Origin of the sequence: Natrinema versiforme, assembly GCF_005576615.1 — an archaeon.
Taxonomy (GTDB): domain Archaea; phylum Halobacteriota; class Halobacteria; order Halobacteriales; family Natrialbaceae; genus Natrinema; species Natrinema versiforme_A.
Map to the genome: position 1 here is coordinate 2,116,429 of NZ_CP040330.1, position 24,429 is coordinate 2,140,857.

General features: G+C 66.0%; 25 protein-coding genes and 1 pseudogene. 12 read left to right on the top strand and 14 right to left on the bottom strand.

Annotated features, from left to right (window positions below):
• Positions 1-125 precede the first annotated feature (125 nt).
• On the bottom strand, positions 126-566 hold the full coding sequence (locus tag FEJ81_RS10410) for a hypothetical protein (protein ID WP_138245227.1): 441 nt from the start codon (positions 564-566) through the stop codon (positions 126-128).
• Positions 567-878: 312 nt separating this feature from the next.
• On the opposite strand from FEJ81_RS10410, the gene FEJ81_RS10415 reads away from it, so the two are divergent.
• The gene (locus tag FEJ81_RS10415; RefSeq protein WP_138245228.1) at positions 879-1,064 is read left to right on the top strand and encodes a hypothetical protein; all 186 of its coding nucleotides are present in this window, start codon (positions 879-881) and stop codon (positions 1,062-1,064) included.
• A gap of 33 nt (positions 1,065-1,097) precedes the next feature.
• Here FEJ81_RS10415 and FEJ81_RS10420 read toward each other — a convergent pair whose 3' ends face one another.
• The 4 genes from FEJ81_RS10420 to FEJ81_RS10435 form a co-directional block, all read right to left on the bottom strand.
• Positions 1,098-1,805: a 6-hydroxymethylpterin diphosphokinase MptE-like protein gene (locus FEJ81_RS10420; protein ID WP_138245229.1), complete on the bottom strand. Its 708-nt coding sequence runs from the start codon at positions 1,803-1,805 to the stop codon at positions 1,098-1,100.
• 295 nt (positions 1,806-2,100) lie between these two features.
• Complete coding sequence (folP, locus tag FEJ81_RS10425; protein ID WP_138245230.1) at positions 2,101-3,294, bottom strand: dihydropteroate synthase; 1,194 nt, start codon at positions 3,292-3,294, stop codon at positions 2,101-2,103.
• Positions 3,295-3,386: 92 nt separating this feature from the next.
• The gene (locus tag FEJ81_RS10430) at positions 3,387-4,631 is read right to left on the bottom strand and encodes a class I adenylate-forming enzyme family protein (protein ID WP_138245231.1); all 1,245 of its coding nucleotides are present in this window, start codon (positions 4,629-4,631) and stop codon (positions 3,387-3,389) included.
• 202 nt (positions 4,632-4,833) lie between these two features.
• Positions 4,834-6,069 (bottom strand): Cdc6/Cdc18 family protein, encoded by a 1,236-nt coding sequence (locus FEJ81_RS10435; protein WP_138245232.1) that lies wholly within the window; start codon positions 6,067-6,069, stop codon positions 4,834-4,836.
• A 920-nt stretch (positions 6,070-6,989) separates the two neighbouring features.
• Here FEJ81_RS10435 and FEJ81_RS10440 point away from each other — a divergent pair.
• Positions 6,990-7,757 (top strand): RNA methyltransferase, encoded by a 768-nt coding sequence (locus tag FEJ81_RS10440; protein WP_138245233.1) that lies wholly within the window; start codon positions 6,990-6,992, stop codon positions 7,755-7,757.
• An 86-nt stretch (positions 7,758-7,843) separates the two neighbouring features.
• Positions 7,844-8,878 (top strand): hypothetical protein, encoded by a 1,035-nt coding sequence (locus FEJ81_RS10445; protein ID WP_138245234.1) that lies wholly within the window; start codon positions 7,844-7,846, stop codon positions 8,876-8,878.
• A gap of 60 nt (positions 8,879-8,938) precedes the next feature.
• Here FEJ81_RS10445 and FEJ81_RS10450 read toward each other — a convergent pair whose 3' ends face one another.
• The gene (locus tag FEJ81_RS10450; protein ID WP_138245235.1) at positions 8,939-9,610 is read right to left on the bottom strand and encodes an HTH domain-containing protein; all 672 of its coding nucleotides are present in this window, start codon (positions 9,608-9,610) and stop codon (positions 8,939-8,941) included.
• A gap of 156 nt (positions 9,611-9,766) precedes the next feature.
• On the bottom strand, positions 9,767-10,717 hold the full coding sequence (locus FEJ81_RS10455; protein WP_138245236.1) for a DMT family transporter: 951 nt from the start codon (positions 10,715-10,717) through the stop codon (positions 9,767-9,769).
• 179 nt (positions 10,718-10,896) lie between these two features.
• On the opposite strand from FEJ81_RS10455, the gene FEJ81_RS10460 reads away from it, so the two are divergent.
• Positions 10,897-11,379 carry an Lrp/AsnC family transcriptional regulator gene (locus tag FEJ81_RS10460; RefSeq protein WP_138245237.1) on the top strand — a complete coding sequence of 161 codons (483 nt, stop codon included), beginning with the start codon at positions 10,897-10,899 and terminating at the stop codon, positions 11,377-11,379.
• A gap of 31 nt (positions 11,380-11,410) precedes the next feature.
• On the opposite strand, the gene gatE is transcribed toward FEJ81_RS10460, so the two are convergent.
• The 3 genes and pseudogenes from gatE to btuC form a co-directional block, all read right to left on the bottom strand.
• Positions 11,411-13,330 carry a Glu-tRNA(Gln) amidotransferase subunit GatE gene (gene gatE / locus FEJ81_RS10465; RefSeq protein ID WP_138245238.1) on the bottom strand — a complete coding sequence of 640 codons (1,920 nt, stop codon included), beginning with the start codon at positions 13,328-13,330 and terminating at the stop codon, positions 11,411-11,413.
• Between the two features lie 66 nt (positions 13,331-13,396).
• Positions 13,397-14,626, bottom strand: a pseudogene (locus FEJ81_RS10470) (ATP-binding cassette domain-containing protein); the annotation flags it as partial.
• Between the two features lie 110 nt (positions 14,627-14,736).
• Positions 14,737-15,834 (bottom strand): vitamin B12 ABC transporter permease BtuC, encoded by a 1,098-nt coding sequence (gene btuC, locus FEJ81_RS10475; protein ID WP_138245240.1) that lies wholly within the window; start codon positions 15,832-15,834, stop codon positions 14,737-14,739.
• A gap of 60 nt (positions 15,835-15,894) precedes the next feature.
• On the opposite strand from btuC, the gene FEJ81_RS10480 reads away from it, so the two are divergent.
• The 4 genes from FEJ81_RS10480 (at position 15,895) to FEJ81_RS10495 (ending at position 18,764) form a co-directional block, all read left to right on the top strand.
• The gene (locus tag FEJ81_RS10480) at positions 15,895-16,959 is read left to right on the top strand and encodes a PGF-CTERM-anchored ABC transporter substrate-binding protein (protein WP_138245241.1); all 1,065 of its coding nucleotides are present in this window, start codon (positions 15,895-15,897) and stop codon (positions 16,957-16,959) included.
• Between the two features lie 108 nt (positions 16,960-17,067).
• On the top strand, positions 17,068-17,349 hold the full coding sequence (gene srp19, locus FEJ81_RS10485; protein WP_138245242.1) for a signal recognition particle subunit SRP19: 282 nt from the start codon (positions 17,068-17,070) through the stop codon (positions 17,347-17,349).
• A complete protein-coding gene (locus FEJ81_RS10490; protein ID WP_138245243.1) occupies positions 17,349-17,606 on the top strand; it encodes an H/ACA ribonucleoprotein complex subunit GAR1 in 258 nt (85 codons plus the stop codon). Before srp19 ends, FEJ81_RS10490 begins: the two co-directional genes overlap by 1 nt.
• 132 nt (positions 17,607-17,738) lie before the next feature.
• Complete coding sequence (locus FEJ81_RS10495) at positions 17,739-18,764, top strand: presenilin family intramembrane aspartyl protease PSH (RefSeq protein WP_138245244.1); 1,026 nt, start codon at positions 17,739-17,741, stop codon at positions 18,762-18,764.
• A 45-nt stretch (positions 18,765-18,809) separates the two neighbouring features.
• On the opposite strand, the gene FEJ81_RS10500 is transcribed toward FEJ81_RS10495, so the two are convergent.
• Positions 18,810-19,511 carry a DUF6517 family protein gene (locus FEJ81_RS10500; protein ID WP_138245245.1) on the bottom strand — a complete coding sequence of 234 codons (702 nt, stop codon included), beginning with the start codon at positions 19,509-19,511 and terminating at the stop codon, positions 18,810-18,812.
• A 155-nt stretch (positions 19,512-19,666) separates the two neighbouring features.
• The gene (gene cysS, locus FEJ81_RS10505; protein WP_138245246.1) at positions 19,667-21,187 is read right to left on the bottom strand and encodes a cysteine--tRNA ligase; all 1,521 of its coding nucleotides are present in this window, start codon (positions 21,185-21,187) and stop codon (positions 19,667-19,669) included.
• 146 nt (positions 21,188-21,333) lie between these two features.
• Between cysS and FEJ81_RS10510 the strand changes: the two genes are divergently transcribed.
• Positions 21,334-21,654, top strand: coding sequence for a DUF7344 domain-containing protein (locus tag FEJ81_RS10510; protein WP_138245247.1), 321 nt, complete (start codon positions 21,334-21,336; stop codon positions 21,652-21,654).
• Positions 21,655-21,880: 226 nt separating this feature from the next.
• On the opposite strand, the gene FEJ81_RS10515 is transcribed toward FEJ81_RS10510, so the two are convergent.
• Positions 21,881-22,501, bottom strand: a complete 621-nt coding sequence (locus FEJ81_RS10515; RefSeq protein WP_138245248.1) for a DUF7509 family protein — start codon at positions 22,499-22,501, stop codon at positions 21,881-21,883.
• A 98-nt stretch (positions 22,502-22,599) separates the two neighbouring features.
• Here FEJ81_RS10515 and FEJ81_RS10520 point away from each other — a divergent pair, with 98 nt between their 5' ends.
• Positions 22,600-23,004 (top strand): winged helix-turn-helix domain-containing protein, encoded by a 405-nt coding sequence (locus tag FEJ81_RS10520; protein ID WP_138245249.1) that lies wholly within the window; start codon positions 22,600-22,602, stop codon positions 23,002-23,004.
• A gap of 69 nt (positions 23,005-23,073) precedes the next feature.
• On the opposite strand, the gene FEJ81_RS10525 is transcribed toward FEJ81_RS10520, so the two are convergent.
• Positions 23,074-23,640 carry a DUF7523 family protein gene (locus FEJ81_RS10525; protein WP_138245250.1) on the bottom strand — a complete coding sequence of 189 codons (567 nt, stop codon included), beginning with the start codon at positions 23,638-23,640 and terminating at the stop codon, positions 23,074-23,076.
• Positions 23,641-23,746: 106 nt separating this feature from the next.
• On the opposite strand from FEJ81_RS10525, the gene FEJ81_RS10530 reads away from it, so the two are divergent.
• Positions 23,747-24,070, top strand: a complete 324-nt coding sequence (locus tag FEJ81_RS10530; protein WP_006430125.1) for a NifU family protein — start codon at positions 23,747-23,749, stop codon at positions 24,068-24,070.
• A 60-nt stretch (positions 24,071-24,130) separates the two neighbouring features.
• Positions 24,131-24,388, top strand: coding sequence for a BolA family protein (locus FEJ81_RS10535; RefSeq protein ID WP_138245251.1), 258 nt, complete (start codon positions 24,131-24,133; stop codon positions 24,386-24,388).
• The last annotated feature ends 41 nt before the right edge of the window (positions 24,389-24,429 follow it).

Sequence of the window (24,429 nt, forward strand, 5' to 3'; positions counted from 1 at the left end):
TGACGGATTCTTTGCTCGATAGTCATCGAGACGGCACATCGTTCTATCATCGCTACCGAACGGACTCCTCCATCGTCACTATCGGACAGAATCTGGATAGCGACTGCGAAACCGGGGCCCTCGAGTCAGTTCCGTGCATCGGACGGGCCGACGAGGTTGTCGACCGCCGAGCGGAATCCGGGACTCTCGCGGTACCACAGCCAGCAGCCGACGCCGGCGGTGAGCAGCGAGCCCGCGATCAGTCCGATCGTCGACGCCAGAAACGCGGTCGACCCGTCGCCGGAGACCGCGAAGACGTTCGCCGGGTTGTCGTGAAGGAAGAAGAAATACGTCACGAACCAGGCGTTCGTGAGCATCGTCGAGACTAACACCGGCGCGCCGTAGGCGTAGTTTCGCGCCCAGATCAGCCCGATCGCGACCAGCGGGCCGACCAACCCGACGATGGCGATAAACGCCGGTTGCCCCTGCGTGAGCGGGGCCTCGACCGTCGACTGGGCGAGGCCGAACAGCCCGCAGAGCGCCAGATAGACGAGAAACGGCGTCGTGACGATGATTCGTTGATCCACGTCGTATCGTGGTGACCTGTTCGTCTTAACTGTTATTCCCAGATACTCGAGAGAATCGCGATCGCGTCGCGGCGGCGATCGGCCGAACCCGCGCTCGATCGGAGACGTGGCGTCCCGGACGGCAGAGAGGCGAGAATCGGTTGAACGAGCGGTCGACGACGATTCGGGACAGGCCGAGACATCTCAAATAGACCAATCGCAGGCGGGCACCGAGATTATAGGGACCGATTACCACAGGATCGAACGATCGCCGCTCGTGTCAGTCACGATAACGAGACAATAACGAATTGTGATATCCGCAACTGAACGGCCATGAGGGGTCAGGAGAACGATACCACGACGCAGTCGACGATGCGGAAAGCACTCGCGGCGGTCTTGTCCCGGGGGACCGACCGAACGGTCATCGAGGAGTGCCGGCGGTGTGGCACGACCCTCGAGTCGACGGCGGAGTGTCCGTCCTGTGGCGGCGACGACATCGTCGAGTATCGGATTCGGTGAACGTATCGAGACCGGCAGCCGTCGACTGTCGGCTCACCGCGACTCGAGCGGAATCGCGCTCGTCTCGATCGAATCACGTCGCCCGTCGAGTACGTCGAACCGCTCGTCGCGGCGCGACTCGAGCCAGTAGAGGAGCCGCTCGGCCCACTCGAGCTTGCGCGCTTTCGGCGGGTCGACCGCGGGGTCGTCGAAGTCCCAGCCGACGAAGGTGAGCCGGGCGGCACCGAGGTGATCGGCGAGAAACGCGGCTCGATCGCCGTCGGTAAAGCCGCCGACGTTGCGGACCGGACCGCGCGGTGCGGCCTGCGTCGTCGGCAACACGTACCCGTGGTCGCAGTCGGGGACCACGTCGCGAATCGCCTCGCGGTTGTCGCCGTGGGCGTGAACCGCGACCGGAACGCCCCGGTCGGTGAGCCGGACGACGGTCTCCGGGTTCTTATCGAGGTCGGTTACCATGCAGTCGGCGTCGATCCCGCGGCTCGCGAGGGTGTCGACCGCAGTCGACGCGGCGACGACGACATCGGCCTCGCGAGCGCGCTCGAGGTCCCGGTCGGTCTCGAGGGACGGCCCAGCACCCGCGACGGCGACGGTCGTCTCGGGACCGATTCCCAGTTCGGCGGGATCGAACGAGTCCTCGAGCAGCGATGCGAGGCGGTCACGCACCTGCTCGTCGCCGGCTCGGTCGTAGCCGAAATCGCGGAGAATTGCCTCGTAGACCGGTTCCCACTCGTCGAACTTCATGGCGGATACCCGTACTCGTCGTTCGACCGGTTTGTGTGTTCGGTGTCGGCGGTGGTTCGCCACCCGCTGGGTCCGTTCGGATCGGTCGGCGATGGGTCGCGTCGACCACGCCGGCACAGCGGCTCGTCCAGTTCGGTATCTGTCAGTTCCTCGCGAGGGACCCAGTCGTCACTGGGCAACGTAGTACCACAATAATTCCGTGTTATGGGCCGGGGGTCGCCTCCAAAGTACCCCTACCCGGGAGGCCGCCCGGCGTCCACTCCCACCTTTCGAAGCATCCGGCATAAGCTTTCTCTTAACGCAGCAGCTTTGACAGCTTCGCTCCGATATCGCTAAGGCGGCCGCTTTCGTCTTCGAGACGTTCTGATACGTCGGAAATACTCGTCTCCGATCCCATGAGGAGGAGATCACCGTCAGACGCGCGTTGGACATCCGCGCCGTGCTCCGCCGCGACCGCGAGCAGCCGCTCGCTTGCATCGGCGTCGAGACCCTCGACCTCGAGCAGTTGAGTCCGCCAGTCGTCGGCGAACGCGGGGTCGACGCCGCGCTCTCTGAGCTGTGCCCGGAACTCGCGGGTCGAATGAACGTCCAGTTGCGAGACCGCGACCCCGTCGCCGGCGACGCTCGCACGCTCGGTGAAGGCGTCCCCGATCAGCGCCGCGTCCCGGGTCTCGGCCACGTCGTGGGTCCGAATGACGTGTGCGCCGCGCTCGACGGCCATCGAGGTCGCCGCGAGGCTGACCGGCAGCCGCTCGTCGGTCTCGCGGCCCGCGATCTCGCCGAGGAAGTTCTTCCGGTTGATCGAGACCAGCATCGGCCGCTCGAGCGCGCGGAACTCCCGCAGTCGGCGGAAGGTCTCGCGGTCGTCCTCGAGGGTCTGGGCCTCGCTCCAGCCGCCGAAGGCGGGGTCGACGATCGTCTTGTCCGTCAGGCCGTTCTGTTTGAGCGCCTCGTAGACCTGCTCGACGTACCCTGCCTGCGACGCCCACTCCGGGGACTTCCGCTCTGCCCAGTCGGTCTCCTCGACGGCACCCGGCCGCTCGAGGTCCGGCGGGCTCGCCATCTTCGCGACCGCGACGTCGTGGTCCTCGCAGACGGTCGGCATCTCGGGGTCGGCGAAGCCGCAGATGTCGTTGACCATGTCGAACCCCCGCGAGATCGCCTCGTCGGCCACCTCGGCATACCGCGTCTCGATCGAGAAGATCGCATCGCCGGAGACGCTCTCGATGGTTTCGAGCGCGACGTGGAGCCGCTCGAGTTCCTCCTCGGCCGAGAGCACGTCGAACCGCTTGTTCGCCGACTCGAGGCCGACATCGACGATGTCGGCACCCTCGCCGATCAGGGACTCGTCGACGTACCGTGCCGCCTCGCCGGGGTCGTCGTAGACGCTCGGATCGTAGGGCGACTCCTCGCTGACGTTCAGGACGCCCATGATCCGGGGCGGATGGTCGTCACCGATCCCCAAGCCGGCGGCGTCGACGCTGTTCATACCCCGAGTGAGGAAGCGAGACAAAAAGGCACCGCGGTTCCGGCGAACCGGTATCGCCTCGCAGCGGGCTCACCATCGCGACGGAGCGACGGTCACCGCGTCGACGCGGCTCGAGCGGCGTCCGATTCCGTTGCGAGGACGATCTCGTCGTTCCGGGACTGCACCGGGACGCCGGTCGCAATCCAGTGAGCCTCGTCGAGCGTCTCGGTCATCTCGTCGGTCAGGCTCGATCGCTCGAAGTAGCCGTCCATGAGCGCCGGGCCGGCGACCGCGAGTTCGTCGCCGTCGGCGCGCTCGAGGACTCGCGCTCGAACGTCTGAAAGCGGTGTTCCGATCGTCCCGGACTCGAGGTCGTCCGGCGTTCTACGGTGGGTGAGACCGGTCTCCGGAAGCCCGAAGAGCCGGTCGGCGTCGCCGGTATCGCCGGACTGTCCGCCGATGGCGGTTGGCGTCGACTCGACGACGGTGAGGTCGTACTCCTCGGTCGAGAGATCGCTCGCCCGGAGGTCGCGGTACTGCTGTGGGGTGAGGAACGTCCGATCGATATCGGCCGTCACGATCAGCGAGCGAATCGCCTCCGAATCCGGCTCCGCGATCGGGTGGTACCGTCCGCCGTCGGTAAGCGTCGCGTTCGCTCCGTACATGAATTCGATCGGGTTCGAAAGCTGGAGTCCGCTGCAGTGGGACTCGAGGTCGCCGTCAGCGCCGTCGGCACCCTCCGGGCGGAGCGACGCCCCAGCGGTCGCGGCGGCGGTGAGCGTCGCATGCGTGTAGACGACGGCGAGTGGCGCTTCGTCACCCCGGTCGACGGGCGGCGCGGTGTCTCGGTCGACGTACGCGATCAGTGCAGGCGCGTCGTCCGGTCGACGCACCACGTCGATTCCGGTCCGCGAGTTCGAGCCGTTCATGCTCCCGTCCTCGAGCAGCGACGAGAGCGAGACGCCCATCCGGGTGTCGGTATCAACGGTAACGGCGACGCGCAGCGCTTCGCTACTGGTCAACAGCGACATGATCGGACTCGAGTCCGTGACGAGCGCCTTCGCCTCTGTCTCGCTCAGGACCCGTCTGACCGCCCTGTTCTCGTAGCACGCGGGGAGCGTCACGGGAACGCAGCCGGCTCTGAGCGTTCCGTAAACCGCGATGAGAAACGAGCGCGGATCGGACGTATGAACCGCAACCCTGTCCCCGGTCGTGATCTCTCTATCCTGAAGGCCGCCCGCGAACGAGTCCGTCGCGGACCAGAGTTGCGAAAACGTCATCGGCTCCTCGCACTCTACCGCCGTCTCCCCCGGTATCTCCATCGCTACCGATTGTAGCTCTTTCACGAAGTTCGACATCTGTTTATAGTCTCACGTCGAGAGAGGTAGTTATAAAATTTCACTCTCTTCGAGATAGTCAAACATTCGTATTATTGTGTCCAAATATGCCGTTCGATCTGAGACGATTTTCGGAACGACCGGGCAGAAACACAACGGGTGGGAGTTGAAAGGAGCAAGAGAGAATCGAAACGAGCGGTCGGCAAGCGAGCCGATCGAACTGTTAGTCCCCGTCCTCGTCCTCGAGCACGGCTAACCGCGAGTCCCGTAGGAGCACCTTCCTGACGATCGAGGGGTTCTCGAGCAGGCGGTGTTTCGCGTGTGCACCGCGGCCGCGACCGCGGCCCTCACGTTCCGACTGGATCACGTTGAGGAAGTTCTGTTCCTGCAGAATTTCCTGTACTCGCCGTTCGGAAAGCACATCGAAGTCAAGTCGGCTGGCGACCTCCTTGTACTGGTTGTAGATGATCTTCGTCGGGAACTCCTTCTCCGAGCTGTTCTCGGTCAGCAGCGTCAGCGAGTAAAGGATCGCCTTGGCCTGCTGTGGCGACCCCTCGATCAATTCGTTGAACCGGTCGGCCTCGGTCTTCTCCTTGGCGTCGCGGACGTGGTCCGCCGTGACCCGCGTATCGTTTCGCTTCTTCGCGATGCGCCCCGCGTTCCGGAGGATGTCGATCGCCTTGCGCGCGTCGCCGTGTTCCTGGGCGGCCAGTGCGGCCGTGAGCGGAATCACATCGTCGGAGAGCACCCCGTCGTGGAAGGCGTCGCGGCGCTTCTCGAGAATTTCGACGAGTTGGTTCGCGTCGTACGGCGAGAAGACGAGTTCGTCCCGCGAGAGACTCGATTTGACCCGCTCGGAGAGGTGATCGGGGAAGTCGATCTTGTTCGAGATGCCGATGATACCGATACTCGAGTCCGAAATGCGTCGGTTCTCGCCCGCACGGGAGAGTTTGCGGAGGACCTCGTCGTCCTCGAGCATGTCGATCTCGTCTAAGATGACGATGGTGACGTCGGTACAGTGGTCGACGGCCTGCCAGAGGCGCTTGTAGTAGTCGCCGGTGCCGAGGCCGCGGTCGGGGACGGTGACCCCGCTCGCGTCGGGTTCGTTGACGATCTGGGCGATCGTCTTGACGATGGACGCCTCGGTGTTCTGCTCGCCGCAGTCGATGAAGGCGTACTTGACCGTGATATCGTCGTGGCCGGCCTCGGTGATCACTCGCTGTGTCACCGACCGCGAGATGAGTGATTTGCCGGTGCCGGTCTTGCCGAAGATGAACAGGTGGTTGGGCTCGCTCCCGAAGATCGCCGGATTCAGGGCGTCCGCAACCCGTTGCATCTGCTCGTCGCGACCGACGATCCGATCCGGACCAGGCAGGTGCGTGATCTCGAGCAGGCGCTCGTCGGCGAAAACCGGATCGTCGTACCGAAAGAGCGGGTCTCGATCGTCGTTGGCGGACATTGCAGTACCCGCCTCCTTCCAACTGGATTGAAATAAAGATGTGGGGATCGATCGCGGGTGTAAACCACCCGTCTCAGCGACTCGAGTGAGGGACAACGGCGGCATGACTCATATACAGTCCCGGCGCCTCCCTCGCGCTTCTAACCGTGGATCCGGGCGCGATCGGAGACGGACACCCCCGTCGCGGATGTAATTATCGCGGTATGCGGCCGGTGATGGCCCTCATAGCCCCGATCCCGGGAGCAACTTCCCGCGGTATGCGCGAGGACAGTTATCCGCGGGTTCAACGAGATGTCGACTCGAGAACGGAGCGAGCGAACGATCCGCCGGTCCCGCAGGGGACACCCACCCCCGTCGCGTTTGTAACGGCGAGACGGTGGGGATGGGGACGAGTTATCCGGAGATATCCGGCGATTGATGCCGATTTCAGGACGATTTTACAGCCGCGACAACGGTGTGTTCCGAAACAATACCGCCACACATTATTCGACTTACAAACGCGAGGGGGGTGTGTCCCTCTCTCATGTGTCGTGTAGCGATTACGACTCGGGCAATAGTCCGGATATACCGGTATAAGTTTGTTCTAACAGCGGGTACGTATTTTCCACCCTCCATACCTATCTCTATGTAGACAATAACTTCTAGAATCTAGTTACTAGTACTCACTAGTGAGAAAACAAGAACAACAAAACAAGTACAACAAGTATAGTAAGATAAACTCTAGCATGAACAGTCGATGGATCGGGAATCGAACGCGCTCCTTTTTGCGTTCCCGCTCGGTACTCCGGCTATGAACGCACATCGTCACACCGTCTCAGTCGGAGGGAACCGTCATCTCCGAAGGCGGAGTCGGAATCAAAGCCAAAGTCGAACCGGCATCGAACAATCGGACGCGGATTCGTCCCGCACGTCACAGACCGATGAGTGACGACACGTCGGATACCGGGCGTCCCGCGGATCGAACGCCGCCCGCCGTCGCCGTCGTCGACGCCCAGTCGCCCGGCAACGTCGGAACGATCGCCCGCGCGATGAAGAACTTCGGCTTCGAGGACCTCCTGCTCGTCGATCCGCCGGAACTCGATCCCGATGGCGAGGCCTACGGCTACGCGGGCCACGCTCGAGAGGATATTCTCCCGAACGCCACGGAGATCAGTTTCGACCACCTCGCCGAGAACTACCACACGATCGGCTGTACCGCGGTGACCAACGAGGACGACCACGGCCACGTTCGATTCCCCTACTCGACGCCCGCCGATCTGGCCGACCGGCTGCCGACCGTCGAGGCACCGACCGCGCTCGTCTTCGGCCGCGAACGGGTCGGCCTGACGAACGAAGAACTCTCGCGAATCGACGAGATCTGCTCGATTCCCGCGAACGCCGAATACCCCGTCCTCAATCTCGGGCAGGCCGCGACGATCACGCTCTACGAACTCCGATCGCTCGCCCTCGGGGACGACGACACGCAGCTGCCCGACCTCGAGCGCGTCCGCGCCCCCGAGCCCACCGTCGATCGGCTCTACGACCAGTGGGCGGCACTCCTCGAGGAGATCAACCGCCCGGAGGAAAAGCGCGACAAGACGATGCGGATGCTCCGCCGGGTGTTCGGCCGGGCCGATCTGACCGAGCGCGAGGCGAATACGATGCTGGGGCTCCTCCGGCGAGCGACCGAGCGCCCGGCCGAGGACTGACCGCACCCGACACCTGTCAATCTCCTCAAAACAGCCGCTCTCGGCGGCCAGTACAGTAATACGGTCGCAGTAAGCACCACCATAGGATGACTGAATTTCGCCGACGGAAAGCGTTGAGTCTGCTGGGCGGTGGGATGGCACTCCTCGCCGGCTGTTCGGAGACGTCCGACGGGAACGGCAACGGAGCGACCGACGAGGACGACGGCTCGAACGAGACGATCGACGGCGACCTCCCGCCGTACGCCTCGATGCTGCCGACGAACGATCGCGCCGCCTACTTCTACGGCTCGATCGATGTCGGGACGATGAACACCCTGCTCGAGGACGAGGGTGCCGAAGCTGGCGAGGAGCCGACGGACCCGCTCGTCGGGAATCCGGTCGTCATCGCGCTCCTCTGTTCGTTCGCGATTCAGCAACTCAGTTCCTCGACCGGCCGGGACGCCTACCTCGACAACAACGAAACGCCCGACGGTGAGGAGCAGTTCGTCTACGCCGACGGTGTGTACGCGTTCGTCGGCTCGTACGACCGCGACGGCCTCGCGACCGACCTCGAGAGCGCGAGCTACTCCGTCGCGGCCGAGACGGACGCGTATGCGGTCTACACCGACGACGGGAGCGACGAGGTGGTCGGCGTCGCGGACGACATCTACGCCTACTCCTATCCGAACGGCAGCGACGCCGGCTTCGATCCGGTCGCGGCCGTCGAGCGAACGGTCGCGACGGCCGCCGGCGACCAGGAGCCGAAACACGAGGCAGACGGGAAGTTCGAGCGGTTGCTCCGGGCCGGCGAGAACGGCGGGATCGCGTGCTGTCTGTACACCGACAGCGACGAATTCGCTTCGGAAACCCTCTCGAGCGACCAAGCGACCGACGAGGAGAGTCTCCAGTTCGAATTCGGAGCCCTCGACGGGGCATTCGGTATCCACCAGCAACTCGCGGTGACCGGCACCGATGCGGCCGCGACCGCGAGCGCCATCGTCACCTACAGCAGCGAGGCCAGCGTCGACAAAGCGCGCCTCGAGTCGGCGCTCGGAACGGAGGCGAAAACCGTCGACTTCGTCACGACCGGATCGACGGTCGAAATCGACGCCGAGTACGGCGGGGAGTTCGCTCGAGAGTAGGTTCGGAAGAATCGCTGTGACCTGTCACAGGCCGGCACGTTCGCACACCGCCGCGTTCGTCTATCGCGATCGCGGTTCGGCGACCGACTGCTCGCTCCCCTGTTCCGACTGCTCTGACTGTGACTCGTACCGCCCGGTTTCGGTGACGGTCCCGGCCCATCCGCAGTCCCCACAGGTGAACAGCCCCTGCCCGTCGATCAGGGACCCGCCGCAGTCGGGGCAGGTACTCGAGGTCGCCGACTCGAGGTCCGCGTCCGTCTCGTCGACGGAGCCGAACGGCGTCGGGATCTCGCCGGTTCGAAGCGTCGCGATCGCCTCGTCGGTGGTGTAGGTCTCCTCGGTCGCCTCGTCGGAGTGGGGGAAGACGCCGACTAGTTCGTCGTCGGCGTAGAGTTCGAGACACACCAGCGGCGTCACGAGCAGCTCCCGGGTCGTCCCGGTGACCTGTGAGGTCGTCGAGCGCTCCCGGAACGGCGGGCGAACCGTCACGCCTCGCTCGTCGGCCCACTGCAGGAACCGCTCGTAGTTCGCGAGGACTTCCTGATGAGGGCTCTCCTCGGACAGCGCGACCTCCTTCGGCCAACTCCGGAGCAGCAGGTCGTCGATCGCCCCTTCGGATTCGCAGGCCTGCAGGGTCTCGATCTGCCGGTCGACCGGCTCGAGCAGCAGCGGCGCACGCACGTGACACACCGCAGTGAGTTCCGCTGGGTCAGTGTCTCTCGTTGCAGTCATCGGTCACGTGAGTCGGCAATGTGTATCCGGATAAATGTTTTCGACGACGCAGATCTGGGCTGTAGCCGGTCGGCGTGACTGTCCGGAACAATCGGGAATCGAACGGCAGCAGTGATGCCGTCGGCTTCTGTCGGACGAGACCGGCCGGAGCCGTGATCACGACGTCGCGGTCGAGTGCCCCTCGAGCACCGAGCGAAGCAGGGATCGAAGTGCGGTGCGTTTGATGACGACGAACCCCGCGAGGATCGTCAGCAGGCCGACGAGCGTGAGCGAATCGACGAGATAGCCCAAGGCGACCCAGCTCACACCCATCGCCACCACCGGTTCGGCGTAGCTGACGAGGACGACCTGCGTCGCTCCGGTTTGCTCGAGCAGTTCGAAGTAGAGGAAGAACGCGAACGCGCCGGAGACGATCGTCAGGTAGCCAAAGGAGAGCAGCATCTCGCGGGTCAGTTCGACCGACGCGACCGACTCTCCGCGGAGGACCGACCAACCCAGCAAGACGCCGGCACCGATGAGCATCGCCCACGCCTGCAGGGTCTCGATCGGCAGCGCCGAGTCGAGCGGCCGAACGAGGACGCCTCCGAGGGCGAACGCGACCGCCGAACCGAACACCAGGACGGCACCGACGGCGATGTTGCTTTCGAGCCCGACCGAGGTGGGCTGGACGACGGCGATCACGCCGACCAGTCCGAGCACGAAGCCCGCGACGCCGGCGGGTGCCAGCCGCTCCTCCGGGAGCAAGACGCCGGCGAACGCCGCCGTCAGTATCGGGGCCGTGCTGACGATGGTCGCCGCAACCGCCCCCGAGACGTACAACTCGCCGAGATACAGGAGGCCGTGGTAGAGCGCGATGACGAACACGCCGGCGATGGCGACGGCCGCCCACTCCGCCCGGCCGACCGGCCGGAGCCGATCGCTCGCGACGGCCGCGTACCCGAAGACGATCGCGCCCGCGATCGCGTACCGAGCGCCGGCGAACAACAGCGGCGGGACGTACTCGAGGCCGACTTCGATCGCGACGAACGAACTTCCCCAACAGAGTGCGAGTATCGAAAAGAGCACCGCTTCGCGGTACCCGTCTGGCACTGAACGCAACATTGTCATACTCCCTTCGAAACTGATGGCCGTATTTAGGTCCTTCTACGAGAAACCGCCGTTTGCCGAATTGAAAATCACACATATGGATGTGTTTCGAATACCGCTCTACGGTCTATGTGTGTCTTGTAGAAATCTCCAATTACATCGGTCGGCAAACATATGTGTGACGCGGTCGTACCGCCGCTATGGACGACCGCGACGTGCGCCTGCTCAAGGCGATCGCTGAACGCGAGACGGGGAGTCCCGAACGGCTCCACGAGGCGACCGGCATTCCGATCTCGACGATCCACTACCGGCTCAACAACCTCCGCGAGGAGGGGATCATCGAAAACGACCGCTACGACATCGACCTCGAGGAACTCGGCCTCGGCGTCACAGTGCTGGTCGAGATCCACGCCGACTATCAGGGCTCCTACGAGGAGTTCGCGGACCGGCTGCTGACCGTCGAGGGCGTCACGAACGTCTACTTCACGATGGGCGAGACGGACTTCATCGTCATCGCCCGACTCAGCGATAGCGGGATGGTCGAGCGGCTGATCGCCGAGTTCGAGCAACTCGAGGGCGTCGAGCGAACGGACTCGACGTTCGTCATCTCGGCGGTCGAGGAACGCGACGCGCTCCAGAGCTACGAGTTAGCGACGCTGCTCGAGGAACTGACCGACGAGTGAAACACGGGACGTAGCTCGAGCGCGACCGGCGTTACGCTTGCTTCTGGATTTCTTCGCGCAGGAGTTCGCTCACGAGGTCGCCGTCCGCCTTCCCGCGCAGCGCGCCCATGCACTCGCCCATGAGCCCGGAGAAGGCCTGCATGCCCTCTTCTTCGACCTGACTCTCGTTTCGTTCGACGACCTCGGCGATCGCCTCCCGGACCTCGTCCTCGTCGGCGCCGCCGAGTCCTTCTTCCTCGGCGGCTTCTTCGGCAGTTCGATCCGGCTCTGCTGCCAGTGCCGTCAGGAGGGCGCCCACCCCTTCGTTGGGAAGGTCGCCGTCCTCGACCATGCGGAGGACGCCCTCGAGGTGCTCCCGAGTCAGCTTCTCGACGGGCACGTCGTCCCGGCGCAGTTCGGTCAGCGTCGACTCGAGCGTCGAGGCCGCGAGCGTCGGGTCGACACCGTCGGCGACGACGTCCTCGAACAGCGGCATGTACTCGCCGTAGGCGACCTGTTCGGCCAGCCCCTCGCCGAGGTCGTACTCGTCCTGATAGCGGTCGACCTTTGCGGTCAGCAGTTCGGGCTCGGGCACCTCGCTCGGGTCCGGCTCGACGGGCGGCACGTCCGTCTCGGGGTACATCCGCGCCGCACCGGGCAGCGGCCGCAGGTACCGCGTCGTCCCGTCGTCGTTCGCGCCGCGGGTCTCCTCGGGGACGCCCTCGAGTGCGGTTTCGGCCCGCTCTGCGGCGGCCTCGATGGCCGACTCCGCGATCTCGGTGTCGGCGGCGACGATCGCGACGGCGTCCTCGGGGCCGGCTCGCGGCTGCTCGCCGCTCGCCGAATTCGAGGCGCTCTGCGCCTCGCCCGCCCCGACCGCATCGCGCAGGGCCGCGACCTCCTCCTCCGTGACCCCGTACGCAGGCAGTTCGTCGGTGTGGAAGATCCCGCCCGCGCCGTGGCGCTTCGCGTGGTCCGAGAGTTCGGTGCCGAGCCGGCGGTCGGGGGCGATCTCTCGACCCACGATGCCGTCAAAGTCGTACAGCGGCACCGCCATCACGGAACCACCCGAACTGAGCGCGCCGCCGATGACGCCGCTCTCGGTTTCCTCGAAGACCGCGGTCACGTCCTGTACGTCGCCGACAGACGCCTCGCGCTCCGCGAGTTCGTCCCGAATCTCGACGAGTTCGGCCTGCCGGGCGACCTCGTTGCGCACGATGTCGTCGATATCGTCCAGACTCTGGACGCCCTTGATCTCGACGCGAGCGCCCTCCTCGATGGAGACGTTGACGTCCTGTCGGATCGTCCCCAGTCCGCGCTTGACCTTCCCGGTCGAGCGCAGGAGCATCCCGATCCGTTCGGCCGCCTCGAGGGCCTGTTCGGGGCTCGAGATGTCCGGGCTCGTGCCGATCTCGACCAGCGGGATCCCCAACCGGTCGAGGCTGTAGCGCACGCCGTCGTCAGTCTCCTCGACGCGCTGGGCGCTCTCCTCCTCGAGCAGCATGTCCTCGATGCCGACGGTGCCCTCGCTGGTCTCGATCTCGCCGTCGGTGGCGATCAGCGACGAGCGCTGGAAGCCGGTCGTGTTCGAGCCGTCGACGACGATCTTGCGCATGACGTGGGCCTGATCGACCGGGCTCATGTCCATGAGCTGGGCGACCTCGAGGGTCGTCTCGAGGGCCTCTTCGTCGAGTTCGTGGGGCGGTTCGTCGTCCTCCTCGACGAGGCAGGTCGTGTCGTAGGCGAGGTACTCGAACTCGCGTTCGACCTTACTCTCCTCGACGGCGGCGTCGTCGAGTTCGCCCAGTTCGCTCCGGGTCGGGTGCAGATAGCGCGTGAACGAACGCGTCGACTCCGCGGGCTCGCGAAGCTCGGTCGGACACTGGCAGAACAGCTTCGTCGCCGTGTCGAGTTGCTGGTGGATCTCCAGCCCGGCGACGAGTCCGAGGGACTCGTAATCGTACTCGGTCATTGGCGGCCACTCGGTGGCGGAGGGGTAAAAAACCGTCCAGTCCGGCCGTCCCCGCCGGTCGGTCCGTTAGTCCTCGGCCGACTCAGTCGAGGACGCCGACTGGGTCCATCGCGCGGCCGCTTCGGCGACCGCCGCGAGGACCGTCTCCGTCGTCGCCTCGAGCGCTCCCTCTCGACTCTGGTCCCAGTTCCGGTCCCGCTCCCGGTCGGCGGCGTTTCGAATCGCGGGCTCCGAACGCGACGAATCGGCGGCCGACCGATCCCCGACGACGACGAGCGGTGGCGTCCCGTCGAGTCGCTCGAGGATTTCCCCGCCGGTGGCGCCGACGCCCGCAGCGACCGCCACGTCGGCCTCGCGAACCAACCGCTCGGCATCGGCTCGGTCCGCGGAAGAAATCGGCGTGAACGGCTCGAGTACGAGCGCGTCGGTTCCGAGCGAGCGGGCCGTCTCGGCCGCCGAATCGCCGCTCGTGACCGGGCCGAGCGTCACCTCGATGCCCGCGGCCTCGAGGCGGGCGATGACCCCGGCAGCGGCCGAGCCGGACCCGAGTACGTGTACTCGATCCGGAAGCGACGCCGCCTCGCGGTCGGTCGCGAACGCGGTCACTGTCTCGGTCCCCGTCACCGGGTTCGGCGTCACGACTGCGTTCGCGTCGAACGAGTCCGCGAGCGCCCCGCTTGTCACCACCGCCGACGGGGGACCGTCTCGAGCGACCGCGCCGTCGGCGAGCAACACGAGCCGATCGCAGTAGCGCGCGGCCAGATCCAGATCGTGGATCGCCGCGACCACGGTCCGGCCCTCCGCGACCAGTTCGCGGACCGACTCGAGGGTCTCGACCTGATGGTTGATATCGAGGCTCGCCGTCGGCTCGTCGAGCAGCATGACCGGCGTCGCCTGTGCGATCGCCCGCGCCAGCACGACCCGTTGGCGCTGGCCGCCGCTGACCTCGTCGATCGGACGGTCCGCGAGGTCGGCCGTGCGGGTCCGCTCGAGGGCGCGCTCGACCGCGGCGCGGTCCTCGGGCGACGGCGAGGAAAACCGCGAGCGGTGGGGGTGTCGCCCCATCTCGACGACGTCCCGGACGGGGAACGAAAACGAGAGCGACGTGTCCTGGGGAACGACGGAGACGAGCCGGCTCGAGGTCCGCGAGGACGCGTCGTGAACGTCGACGCCGTCTATCGTGACCGTTCCCGAATCGGGCTCGAGCGCGCCGCTGATGAGCCGGAGCAGCGTCGTCTTCCCGGCCCCGTTCGGCCCGACGAAGCCGACGAACTCCCCCGGCTCGATCTCGAGGGAAACGTCCTCGAGTACCGAGAGGTCGCCGAACGACAGCGAGCAGTCCGCGATCGAGATCGACGCCGAGTCGTGGCCGGTGATTCCGTCCCCGGATTCGGAGTCGGGGCCGCTCACAGCGAGTGCACCTCCCGTCGGGTGAGCAGGAACAGGAAGAACGGCGCCCCGAGCGCCGCCGTGATGACTCCGACCGGGACGACGGCCGGCCCCGCCCGGGCGAGGGTGTCGGTCGCGACGAGGAACGAGGCTCCCGCGAGTGCGCTGGTCGGCAGCAGGATTCGGTGGTCCGGGCCGACGATCAGCCGCATGATGTGCGGGACGACGAGGCCGACGAAGCCGATGACGCCCGCGACCGCGACGCCGGCGGCGGTGACGACGCTCGCGAGCGCGAGCAGGAGGAGTTTGGTCCGCTCGACCTCGATCCCGAGGTGGTGGGCGTCCTCCTCGCCGAGCAGGAGGACGTTCAGCTCCCGCCGGAACGCACAGAGGATCAGCACGCCGACCAGCGCGATCGGCAGGGCGAACTGCACGTCGCTCCACTGGCTGTTGTTGAGGTGGCCCATCATCCAGAAGACGGCCTCCCTGAGCGAGTCGCCGCTGTGGACGAGCATGTAGGAGATCATCGCGCCGAGAAAGGCCTGGACCGCGACGCCGGCGAGCAACAGCGTCGCGACCGGCGTCCGCCCGCCGTCGGTCGCGATCCCGTAGACGAGAAACGCCGTCCCGAGCGCGCCGACGAACGCCGAGAGGTGGAGGCCGCCGACGGGAATCAGCGCCGGGAACGCGATCGCGGCCACCGCGCCCGCGGCGGCCCCCGACGACACGCCGATGATCGACGGATCGGCGAGCGGGTTCCGAAAGAACCCCTGCATCACCGTCCCCGCGGCGGCGAGTGCGAGCCCGACCGTCGCCGCGAGCGCGATGCGTGGCAGCCGAATGTCCGCGACGATGATCTGGCGGGTCGCCGGGATATCGAACGAGAAGACCGCGGCGTACTCGAGCCCGGGGACCGGAACCGAGACCCCGAGGAGCGGAAGCGAGGCGCTACCGACGGTCACGCCCACGGGGACGACGACCGCGTTCAGTACCGCCATCGCGACCGTCACGAGGTCGATCCTGACCGGGCCGAGCGCGGCGCTGGTGAGGGTAACGGCGACCAGGAGGACGAGGAGTCCGGCCGACCACGCCGCCGTGCGGGCCGGTCGGTACATACACGACAAGCACGCTTGCAGCAGCCAAATATTTGTTGAAGTGGGGTGGAGGGTGGGACGATGCGACGACAACTTACCGTCCTGTTGGCCGTATTGCTCGCCGTTTCCGCGTTCGCGCCCGCCGCAGCCGGGCAGTCGAACGACGGCGGCGAATCGACCGCCGACTGCGAGTTTCCCCTCGAGGTGACCGACGCCACGGGCGAGACGATCACGCTCGAGGAAGCGCCCGAGTCGGTCGTGGCGCTCCAGCCGAGCGACGCCCAGACGGTGTTCGAGATCGGAGCCGAGGACCGGCTCGTCGGGATGCCCAACAACCCGGCGACGAGCGACCTCGAACTCGGCGATCGAACGGCCATCTCCGACAATTACCAGCTCGTTCCCGAGCGGGTGGTCGATCTCGACCCCGACCTCGTCTTGGCCGCCAACGCGACCGAGACCCAGAACGTCGAGCAACTCCGCAACGCTGGTCTCACCGTCTATCAGTTCGATAACGCCGAATCGCTCGACGATGTCCGCGACAACGTCCTGACGACGGGCGAACTCACCGGCGAGTGTGACGGGGCCGAGGAGACCGTCGACTGGATGGACGAGCAACTCGAGATCGTCGAGACCGCACTCGAGGACGAAGAGCGTCCGCTGGCGTACTACGCGATGGGCGACGGCTACACCGCCGGCACGGGGACGTTCATTCACGAAGCGATGACGACAGCGGGCGTCGAAAACGTCGCTGAGCGCGCCGGAATCGAGGACTACGGGACGATCAACGCCGAAACGGTGGTCGACGAGAACCCCGATTGGATCATCCATCCCGACGACAGGGAGGAGCCGCCGGTCCACCAGTCGGTGCAGGCGACGACGGCGTATCAGGACGGCAACGTCCTCGCCATCGACGCGAATCAGATCAGCCAGCCCGCGCCCGGGATCGTCGACGCGATCGTGAACATCGTCGAGACGGTCCACCCCGATGCCTACGAACAGGCGAGCGACGAACTCGAGGCGGGTGCCGAGAGCGACGACGGATCTGACGACGACGCGAGCGGCGAGAGCGCCATCCCCGGGTTCGGCGTCGCCGCCGCGCTGGTCGCCGTGCTGGCCGTCAGCGGGGTCGTCGCGAGCCGACGGTAGTCCGAACCCCGATACCGCTCCGTTTTCGCGCGTTCCGTTCGAACTCGCGTCGAATTCCGACGTATCGTTTTGAAAAGGGTTTACTCGCCGGCCCTCCCAGCAACGCGCATGGTCGAGAACGTCATCTGGCCCGCCTATCTCGATGCGGCCCTCTCGCGGGCCGAGGGACGGCGCGTGTCCGAGGATCTGGCGGTCGAGGAACCGACGGTCGACGAGATCGCGAAGGCCGTCCAGCAGATCGGGTACGACGCCACGATCGAGCGGGACAAGTCCTACTCCCGAGAGCACTGGGCCGACCGGGGCCGAGTCGTCGTCCGCGGCGCCGACGATTCGACGAAGAACGACCTCGTGCAAGCCGTCGCGGCGTACGTCGTCGCGATGCGGGACTGATGCGCCGGGTCGGATCCGTCGTCCGCACCGCACAGGGCCTCGCGGTCCTCCGGGCGGACGACACCGACGGTGACGACGCCGGCGATACCGACGCGTTCCGCGACGAGATCGGCACGATGGTCCTCGACGACGACCTCGAGGATGTCGGCCGGGTCGTCGATGTCTTCGGCCCCGTTTCCAGACCGTATCTGGCGGTGACGCCCGATGACGGCGTCCACCTGCCGTCGCTGGTGGGGTCGACGCTGTACGCGCGGTAGCCGCGGAACCGCGGAACCGCGATGGCACGGTAACGGTAGCCCGGAGTCGCTCGCCCGGGCCGGCAATTTGTCGCTCGAGTCCCGAGAACCGGAGTGGAAAAGCCAATAGGAGCGGGGTGCAAACGCCGCGCCATGAACGACCGAACCCGGATCCTTGCCGCCGTCGGCGTGACGGTCCTCCTGTTTCTCGGCGTCCAACTCGGTGCGCTCGCGTTGCTCGAGCCCTTTACCGAGTCCGAGCGCCAGGCCGTCGAGAACCCCCAAGATCCGACCAACAGCATCCTCTACGTCGGCGTCATGCTCGTCGCGACCGGGCTCATGCTCGCCGCGTTCAAGTACGATCTGGACAACCTCATCAGGCTCTTGCTCGTCGGCGTCAGCGTGATGATCTCGTGGTACGTCTTCGCCGAACTCGTCCCGTCGCTGGTCGGGCCGTTCGTCTCCGGGGGAGTCGCCGACGCCCTCGCGATCGCGGCCTCGCTGGCCGTCGGTGCGGCGCTGCTGTGGTACCCCGAGTGGTACGTCATCGACAGCGCCGGGGTCGTGATGGGTGCCGGTGCCGCCGCCCTCTTCGGGATCAGTTTCGGACTGCTCCCCGCGCTGGTCTTGCTCTCGGTGCTCGCGATCTACGACGCCATCAGCGTCTACGGCACCGAACACATGCTCGACCTCGCCGACGGCGTCATGGACCTCAAGATTCCCGTCGTCCTCGTGATCCCGATGACCCTCTCGTACTCCTATCTCGCCGCCGGCAGCACCGACGACGTTCTCGAGGACGGCGGCGACGAGTCCGATGAAACCGAGACCGACGCAAACACCGACGAACCCGACGCGGACACCGACGAACCCGACGCGGGCGCGCTCGAGCGCGACGCGCTGTTCATCGGTCTCGGTGACGCGGTCATTCCGACGATTCTCGTCGCCAGCGCGGCCGCCTTCCTCGACGTGGGCACGCTCGCGGTTCCCGGAATCGCGCTCAACCTGCCGGCACTCGGCGCGCTGCTCGGAACGATCGCCGGGTTGCTCGTACTGATGTGGATGGTCCTCAAGGGGCGAGCCCACGCCGGACTACCGCTGCTCAACGGCGGCGCGATCGGCGGCTACCTGCTCGGCGCGCTCGCGAGCGGGCTCTCGATCGCCACCGCGATCGGGCTGTAGGGCTACGAAATCGCGAGCAAAAACGGTATCCTCGACGCAGTCGGCTCAGTTGCTGGAACTGTCCCAGCCGTCGCTCTCGACGATGTCGACCTCGAGGTCGTCGTAGCTCTGCAGGCCGCGGATCAGCGTGTCGATCCGCTCCTGTTCCGATGGGAGCACGTCCTCGACGGGGTAGATCGCGGCGACCACGATGTGGTCGTCCTCGTGCTCGCGCCGGAAGATATCGAGGACGACCTCGATATCGAACTCGCCCTGTAGCGACGCGGTCCCCTCGTAGGACTCGAGGGAGAATCGGACACCCAGCGCCTCGAGCGCCCGGCCGCCGACGGCGCGGACGATCTCGAGACCCTCGTAGTGGTCCTGAATGCGGGCCGCGATCTCCCTGTCCGAGAAGTCGCTGATCGGGTTGAAGTCCTCGCCGCCGACGTTGATCTGCGGCGTCGTGCCCACGCCGAACGCGCCGGCCCGAACCGGTTCGTCGCCGAACCGTCCGGACGGCAGGTCGATCGACCGGTCGTACGTGCTGAGGTAGCTCGTCGCCTCGATCTCTTCGCCGCCGACCTGTCGTTCGTCGACGCGTTTGCGCGTCCCCCGATACTCGTAGCCGGTTTCTGACGCCGCGTCCTCGGAGACGCGCGCCGGTGCCGCGGTAAACGTCGTCGCGTCGTCAGCGAACCCGCTGAGGCAGCCGGCTACCGTACCGACACTGCCTGCCGCGAGCGCGCCGAGGAACTGCCGTCGATCCATATCACTCACTCCGACCAGACTCGAAGAAATAAGCGCCGCGGTGGTCTTCACTCCCTGATGACCGTTCAGCTGCGCGTCACTGCCGGCGTCCGGTCGAACGCGACCGAAGCCGTCGCCGATCGAGATCCGGATCGGGACCGGAACGGGAACAGCCGTTACTCGCCGGAGGGCAGCCGGTACGTCGACCCGTCGTCCGTATCCTGCACTTCGATTCCGAGCCCCTCGAGTTCGTCGCGCAGTTCGTCGGCGCGCTCGTAGTTGCCGGCCTCGCGTTCCTGCTCGCGAACCTCGAGTACGAGATCGACGACGTCGCCGGCGAGTTCCGCCGACCCCGTCGTCTCGCCCGCAAAGGAGAGCCCGAGCACGCCGCCCAGTTCCTCGAGCGTCTCGACGGCCCGCCGGAGCCCGCGGTAATCGCAGCCCCCGGAAGCATCGCCGTCGCCGCCTTCGTCCTCGGTTTCGAGATGGCGGTTGATCGCCGTCGCGACCGACAGCAGCGCGGACTGGGCCTCCCGCGTGTTGAAGTCGTCGTTCATCGCGGTCGTAAACGCCTCGCGCGCGCCGTCGATCTCGTCGCGGAACGACTCGTCCGTGACCTTCGAACTCGCATCGGGCGAGTCCAGCGCCTCGACGGCCGCCTCGTAGCCCCGCTCGAGTTGGTCCCACCGCTCCTCGGCCTCGGCGATCGTCTCGTCGGAGTAGAGCTGTTTGCTGTTGTAGGAGCCGGCGGTCAGGAACGTTCGCATGACGTTTGTCCCCCAGCGGTCGATCGCCTCCTCGACCGTGACGAAGTTGCCCAGACTCGAGGACATCTTCTCCTCGTCCATCTGGAACAGTTCGCAGTGGAGCCAGTAGTTCGCGAACTGCTGGTCCGTCGCCGCCTCGGATTGGGCGATCTCGTTTTCGTGGTGAGGGAAGACCAGATCCCGGCCGCCGACGTGGATGTCCAGGGTCTCATCGAGGTGGGTCATGCTCATCGCAGAGCACTCGATGTGCCAGCCGGGGCGGCCCTCTCCCCACGGCGAGTCCCAGGTCAGCCCCTCGGGGGGATCGCCGCCGTGGTCGACGCCCTCGTGGCGGTGTTCCGCGACCGCATCGGCGTCGACGCCGCCGGCCTTCCAGAGGGCGAAGTCCGCCGGATTGCGCTTCTCGGTGCGCTCGTCGGGATCGCCCTGTGACTCGATCTCGCCGAGTTCCTGATTCGAGAGCTTGCCGTACTCGTCGAAGCTGGTGACGTCGAAGTAGACCGAGCCGTTGGACTCGTAGGCGTAGCCCTTCTCGATCAGGGTCTCGACGAGGTCGATGATCTCGGGGACGTGTTCGGACACCCGCGGGTAGACCTCCGCGCGCAGGAGGTTCAGCGAGCGCATGTCGTCGATCGTCCGCTGGATGTAGGTCTCGGCGACCGAACTCTCGTCCTCGCCCAACTCGTCCTCGCCGACGCGGGCGACGATCTTCTCGTTGACGTCGGTGAAGTTCTCGACGTGACGCACGTCGTATGAGAGGTGCTCGAGCCAGCGGTGCATGACGTCGACGTGGACCCACGACCGCGCGTGGCCCAGATGCGGCGGGTCGGAGACCGTCAGGCCACAGTAGTAGAGGAGAACGTTCTCGGGGTCCCGTGGCTCGAACGGCTCTTTCTCGCCCGTCAACGTGTTCGTCACGTGCAGGGTCATGACGCTCACTTCCCCCGGACGAAAGTTAAACGGTGTGATGGCACCCGGACGAGGCGCTCGCGGCGCATTCTCGCGAACCGAGCGAACGTTTGGACGCATTCGTCAGAATCCCTTTTGACGTACTGGTCGACGTGACGACCAGAAAGATGGAACACGACGTCGCCGTCTCCGGTGCCGTCCGCGCGGACGACGGCACCACCCCGAACAGAATCCAGTGGGAATCGATGCAGCGCCGACACCGGCTCGTCGCACACCTCGAGTCTCGAGCCGACCGCGCGACCGTCGACCGACTCGTCGACGCGCTGGCGAGCGACGACGAGGAATCGCTCGACCGCACGCCGCTCCGGGTTCGGCTCGTCCACGTCGATTTGCCGCGGCTCGAGGACGCGGGGACGATCGTTCATGATTCAGACCGCGGCACCGTTCGGTTGCGCGAGGAACCCGACTGGTACCGACGCGGGAAGTGAGCCGTCCGTCGGCTCTCTCAGTGCTCGAGACGAGGGCCACGTTCCGACGAGACGACGGCGATGCTACGACAGGTCGGCCCGCCAACGCCGCTCTCGGGTCCCGTCGGTCCGCCCGTCCGCCGTCTCCGTCGCGGCCTGTATCAACATACGCAACCGTTCGGCATGAGCCATATATCAGTTCCGCCCGGTCGTTCGCGTCCGCAGCGGACCGTTCCGGCCGTCGCTGTCAGTCCAGATACTCGAGGTCGCCGAACCGCTCGCGGTTCATCGTCGTGACGACGAACCGGCGCACCGTATCGATCAGTTCCGCCTCCGTCTCGTAGGTCTCTATACGGAGGTCCCATCGACTCCGTGCCGACCGGATCATCTCGCTGGTCACGTTCGTCTCGTGAACGAAAACGATCCGATCTCCCTTCGCTTTCGCGACGTTTTCAAGAATGCTCCCTGCTTCCTCTCCGACGCCGAAATTGTGGCCGAGGAACGGGAGGACGAACACGGTCGCGTTCGCACACCGCGTGTACTCGATGCTCTGTGTCACCGCGTCGATCTCGTCCGTCTCTATATCGACGTCGACCGCGAGGAACGCGTTCACTCCCGGGTCTGCCCGGAGCGAGCCCTGTACGCGCCGCAGCAGCGCTTTCGCTTCGTCTATCGCGTCCTCGTTCTGGAAGAGCTTCTCGAACGGACCGGGCAGGTCTTCGACCGAAACGTCCTGCAGTTCCTCGTCGGTCAGCACGTAGTTCAGGTTGAACGACTTGTACGGCCCCATCAGATAAAGCAGAAAGCGGTCGTATCCGACGGTTCCGAGCCGGTCGGCAACGAGATCCCGGGTGATTTCCCGAGCCATACCCTGACCGACTCACCAGTGCTACTTAAATAAGGGTGTTTTCAGCGAACGCTGGCTTGGCAAAGACTAAAAACCGAGAACGAGAAGTCATCGATACGATGGGGACGAAACACACTCGAGTCGACGACGCTCCGGACGATCCGGACGACCTCCTCCCGGAGCGAAGCGTCCTCTCACTCGAGGAATACCTCGAGATGCAGGCCGCAGTCGGGAACCGGACCCGCTTCGAGATCGTCTATCGACTCTCTCGGACGGACGAACTGACCCCCACGGAACTCGATTCGATGATGGACGTCGACGACAGTACCCTCCACTACCACCTTGGCAAACTCCGAGACGTGGGGCTGATCGAAAAGCGCGTCCGGACCGAACGGGACAGCGAGGGACTGTACACGTACTACAGCGCGACGATCCTCGGCGAGGTCATCCTCGAGCACGGCGTCGAAGAACTCCTCCGCCGCGAGTGGGAGTTCAGCGACGCGTACGATAGCAGCGAGAACTGAACCGAACCCCGTCCGAGGGTTCGCCCCGACTCCGCGTCTATTCCTCATACCGCGCCGGTCTCCCGTCCGTCACGCCGACCGAACCGCCACACCCTCGAGTGCGTCTTCGACCGTCCGAAGCGCGTTCGCACCCTCGAGTCGGTCGACGACGACCACCAGCGTTCCGTCGGCGACGCCCGCCGCGGTCGGGGAGATGTCCGCGAGCGAAAGCCGCGCCAGCACGTCGGCGAGCGCCGCGGTATCGACCTCGCCGGCGGCGACGATCGCGGTCCGATCGCCGTCGCAGGGACCGACGGCCGTCCCGCCGACGCGGAGGAGCCGGTCGTCGGCCTCGCCGTCCGCGCCCGCTCCGTCCGTGTCCGCGTCGTCCGCCCCACCCTCGAGCGGCCCGATTCCGCTTTCCATTCGCACGCGAACGTCCCGCGACTCGGTCTCGTAGGCCGGTAACTCGTCGGCGTACCGGCGTAGCGCCGTCGCGATGGCGTCGGTTTCGCCGTCGACCGCGAGGGTGCGAGCGGCGGCGGTGTAGTTGACGACGCCGGCCCGCAGGGCGGTCCGGAGGAAGGGGCGGCGGTCGACTGCCCGTCGCGTCTCGGCTGCCAGTGACATAGCGGCGACGGCGTCGCGAGCGGGCATAAAGCCGCCGCCATCGCGGCTCGAGTTGCCGCGTTTGTCCGTCCGCGATCCCGGCAAGAATCGGTTCGCCCGACAGTATATACCGTTCCGGCCCCTTGGCTCGCCCATGAGCCAGTCCGAGCCGGAGCAGTCGGCCGAGGACGCCGTCCGGGAAGACGTATCGCTGTTCCTCCGCCGGAACTTCCCCCAGATCGAGGCCCACGGCGGCGAGTCCGCGATCACCGAGGTCGACCTCGAGGAGGGACGCATTTCGATCGCCCTGTCCGGGGCCTGTAGCGGCTGCGGCGTCAGTTCGATGACGACCCAGGCGATCCAGCAGCGGCTGCCCGCCGAGATCGATCCGATCGACTACGTCGATGTCAGCACCGGATTCGACGGGATGGCCGGGGGATCGTCGGGACGCGACGTGCCCGACGACGTGCCGTTCTGAACCGGGTACGCCACCGACCGCGACCGCGGCGCTTTTGCCGCGAGCGACCAACGCTCCCCTATGAAGCCAGCCGACGTCGAGGAGATCATCGAGTCGAACCTCGAGGACGCCGACGCCACGGTCACGCACGCACGCGACGAACACGACGAGGACCACCTCGCCGCGACGGTCGTCTCGCCGGTCTTCGAGGACCTGCCGCTGGTCCAGCAACACCAAGAGGTCTACGACGCTTTGGGCGATCACATGACCACCGACATCCACGCCCTCGAGCTGTCGACGTACACCCCCGAGGAGTACGACGACCTCGAGGCCGAATAGCCGCGTCCGGCCGGGTTCCGCGGGGAACGAATTCCGGCCCC